Origin of the sequence: Microcoleus sp. B7-D4, from assembly GCF_036705125.1 — a bacterium.
Lineage (GTDB): Bacteria > Cyanobacteriota > Cyanobacteriia > Cyanobacteriales > Microcoleaceae > Microcoleus.
On record NZ_JAUBTT010000215.1, the window covers coordinates 1 to 4,081 of the forward strand.

The 4,081-nt window shown below is 41.9% G+C and carries 3 protein-coding genes; all 3 read right to left on the minus strand.

What is annotated here, in order from left to right; all coding sequences use genetic code 11:
- On the minus strand, positions 1–266 hold a 266-nt coding region (locus tag QUB12_RS36815; RefSeq protein WP_333311026.1), incomplete at its 3' end, for a type I restriction-modification system subunit M N-terminal domain-containing protein.
- A gap of 53 nt (positions 267–319) precedes the next feature.
- Positions 320–2,167, minus strand: coding sequence for a DUF262 domain-containing HNH endonuclease family protein (locus QUB12_RS36820; RefSeq protein WP_333311027.1), 1,848 nt, complete (start codon positions 2,165–2,167; stop codon positions 320–322).
- Positions 2,168–2,320: 153 nt separating this feature from the next.
- Positions 2,321–4,081 (minus strand): type I restriction-modification system endonuclease (gene hsdR / locus QUB12_RS36825; protein WP_333311028.1); only part of this gene is annotated, 1,761 nt, incomplete at its 5' end.

Consider the following 4,081-nt stretch of genomic DNA (forward strand, 5'->3'; position numbering starts at 1 on the left):
GCCTGCACCCGTAGCGATGAAGCTTTTGATCCCAATTCCAGCAGCAGAGAGCGGTAGAATGTCAATTGTTCTATCCCCTCTTTCGCCGTCAAATCTGCCCAGCGTAACCCTTGGGGCAATTGGTCTTCCACCCCCGTCTCCTGCGCCATCTTGAGAAACAGCAGGTAAGTCAGTTCGGTGACGTATTGCAGGTAAGTAATGCCGTCATCCCGCAGGACGTGGCACAGGTTCCAGAGTTTTTGGACAATATCAGTCGTTGCGTTCATCAGCAGCCTATAATTAGTTTTACTCAATCAGTTATAATTTAGGGCTTGAATAACTATTCAAGTTCAATACCGGGGATGTCAAAAAAGCTTAACTGAACGTCTCCTGAATCATCTTGTAAGCGCCAAGTATCTTTCAACACCTTCATTAATTTTATTTGTCGCTCTTCAATAACCTTTGGGTTCCATTCCTCCTCCATTAATACTAATGAAGTTAGTGTAAAAGGTGAAGTATTATTATCACGAGTGAAGTAAACCTTTTTTTTATATTCAAAATCATAGTTTTGGGCTTGGCTATTTTTACTACGAGCGAGAAGAACTAAATTTCCCAGACAATGCAAGTATTTTTTCTCTCGTTCTTCTTTACTAGGGAATAATTTTTCCCAGTTACTTCCTGGAGATGGAGATTGGGGTAATACGTGTTCTATGGTAATAATATCGTGGTTGTAAGAAGCTCCGCTCCCAGAAAGCTCAGTATCTAAACGTAGTAAGACATAACGACTAAATCTATTCATTAAATAGAGGTCACCATTCAGTATATTAATAATCTTATTCTGCTCCAATAAAGTGAGTTGTAGAGGTGAATTAAATTCAAACAACTTAGCAAACTGCCCCTTTTCAATGAGCTCAAGCAGTTGACCATAGCGCCTGAAACGTGCATTATTGTTTATTCCTAGAATCATTAGACCCGCTGCAAGACGTTCTAAATCTGTAAAAAACTGTACTAAGGATAAAGTATCTAAATTTGGAATTGCGAGATAGGCAATAGCTGGTGGTAGCCAATCAAAATGAGTAATTTTATTCAACCATGCAAAAATACATTTGAGTTGGTCTACAAGTCTATTTGCCTCATCGTAAGGTTTCTGAATTTTATAAAAAGCCTTAGCATAACGACAAAGAGTATCGTCAATAAAATATTGAGAACTATTAATTGGTTTTATAACATACTCTCTTAACTCATCAAGTAGGTTTCTATTAGGTTTTACCTTACGGCGAATTGTACGAATGTGTGAAAAAAGTTCTTCAAAGTTCTTACGCCCTAGCTTTTCTTCAGCATCTTCCCATTTTTTGGCATATTTATTTTGTTGTTCCTTGTCGATTTTTCCAATAATTTCTGATTTCAAAATATCAGCAAGGGAAATATTAAACCCTCGGTCATTTAAAATAGCAAATATTCGATATGCTGTTTCAAGATTTGGAGTAGATACTACTACCAGAAAACATCTGTGAATGATAAATTGAGCTAAACGAATTCTTTGAGGTTCAGGGATATTTTCTGAGTAGTCTAGTGAATAGCTTTCTGGCGAAGATTCATTAAAATTATTAGAATAATATGAAAAAAGTAATTCTGATTCGTTTTGAATCCCTTGCAAGCGGTTTAAAAATAGAAGAGCATTAGCTCGGATTAGCTTTTGACTATCTGATAGCTCAGCATCATTTAAAGTTCTAAGTTCTTCGATTCCATCTTCATCTTGAATATATTCCTTAAAAAAATCTTCATCACGTTCGCGTAGCTTTAAACGATATCGATTAGAAGTACCATCAAGCAGGTTTCCTATCTGGCAAATATATTTAACTATAGGTTTGGCATATTGATCAGGTAGTGATGCACGTAATGCAGCTAGCAAAATAGTTAAGGTGGTAAGCCTTTGTTGACCATCTACAACTTCTGCATACCTACTATTATCTTTTATCAGGACAATACATCCTAAAAAGTAAGGCTCTATATCTTCACTTGCTTTATTTTCATGGCCCAAAGCGCTTAAAAGATCATTGAGCAGTGCTTCCGCTTTCTCACTATCCCAAGAATAAGGTCGTTGATAAGCCGGAATTGTAAATTCAAAGTCATCACTAAAGATTTGTCTGATTGCGTATTCTTTGCCTTCAATCCTTACTACACTCATTCCTCTATCCTCATCAATTTTTGAACAGTATCAATCGTTGTCTTCAATATTAGTTTCATCTCTGAGTCGCTCGATTTTAATCTCTGGGAAATTTATCAAACTAGAATAGGTAAAATTAAACGAAATAAATGTTATTACTTCTCTAGGTGGTCATTAACTACTATTTTGCCAAAGCGCTTGGTTAATATCCACCAGAATCGCTTCTAACCGCCCATCAAAAGTTCGATTAAGACGCTCAAATCCTCCACCTTGAGCCTTAAAAGCTCCCCGATCGAAAGCCTCCCGGTCTACAATAACCTCTGTCTTCAACTGCTGACCAATCCGCTCCAACCACTTGCGCTGCGGTGCCGTCCAATTACGACTCGCCAAGATTTTCTTCATCGCCTTATCTACTCGTTCTCCATAAGGCACCAACGCATCGCCCAACGCTGCCTGCCGGATAAACCCGATAATCGAAGCGGCAATATCCTCATTTGTCATCTCCCGCCACGCCACTTGCAGATTAGTTTCCGAGAACCCTGCTGCATCCAACAACAAACGCAGTTCCTTAAGTTGCGTCCTGGTCAAGTCACGCGGTCGCTGAGTCACCACCAGCAGCGCCGGGAGTTTATTCAAATTCTCCCGCAAAAAGGCACTAAAGCCCTCCAAGTAGTCCTGCGGTCGTTCGGCATCCCCATACCCTCGTTCCACGCTTCTCAACACATCCTGATGGCGGGAAATAAGAACCGCTTGCATCCCGCCATCGCGTCGGTCTAGCATTTGGGCAATTTCTTTTCTATCCCGCAACCACTGCGCCGCCTCACTGGGGCTAGATTCGCGTAAATGGCTTACCATGCCCTCAACAGGCATTCCCGCCAGCGTTTCAATTGCCTCCTTGCTGTCATCCGAGAGCGATCGCTTTTTGCGCTGCAACTTCGCCAACAGTTCATCAATAATACTCTTAATCGCTGCCGAATCCTGCACCACCCCCAGTTCACCAACCAACTGGCTAAAAGAAACATTGAGCTTATTGACCACAGGCTTCATTTCGGACACCTTTGAGATGGCGGTATAGATATCTACCGCATCAAACACCCGAAACACCTCTTTACCAATCTCGTCACACAGTCGAGTTGCCCGCCCCAACATCTGTTCGTAAAGTATCCGGGAATTCACCCGCCGCATAAACACCACGTTACATATTTCTGGGACATCAATCCCCGTCGTCAACAAATCTACTGTCACCGCAATTTTGGGATTGACCTCATTTTTAAAGCGGCCAATCAACTGCAACGGCTTATCGGCATTCCCGGTAATTTTCAGCACCGAGTCATCTTCGACGCTACCATACTCGTTTTCCAAAGCAATTTTCAATTGATCAACCACAATATCGGCATGAGCGGTATTGACGCAGAAAATCAGAGTTTTTCCCGGTAACGCAGGGTCAATATTTTCCGCTAAATACTCACAAACCACTCGGTTAAACTCTTCCGTAACAACCCGCTTATTAAACTGCTCAACATCAATGCGGACAGTATCCGGTGCGTGAACTAAATCTAGCTGCCCTGTTTTGGGGTCAAAAAACTCCATCTGGTCGCCTGGGTTCCAGACAATACCATCTTCAGAAAGGGCAGTCCTAATCCGATACGGTGGTTCGTGGTCAATCAACCAGCCATCAATCACCGCTTCCCGATAGCTATAAGTGTAAACGGGTTCTCCAAAGATTTGCGTTGTGTGCAGCGCTGGAGTTGCCGTCAAACCAATTTTCACCGCATCGAAGTAATCCAGCACCCGCCGATACTTCGATATGTAGTCGTTGAAGTCCCGGAACGTTAATTCTGTCTCGCTCAATTCTTGATCAAGCAAATACCCCCGATGGCACTCATCCACCACAATGCAGTCATACTGGTCAACGGTTAGGATAGTCGTTTCATC

Coding starts and splice junctions, on each gene's coding strand:
- QUB12_RS36820 (WP_333311027.1), bottom strand. CDS start 2,167: ATGAGTGTAGTAAGGATTGAAGGCAAAGAATACGCAATCAGACAAATC.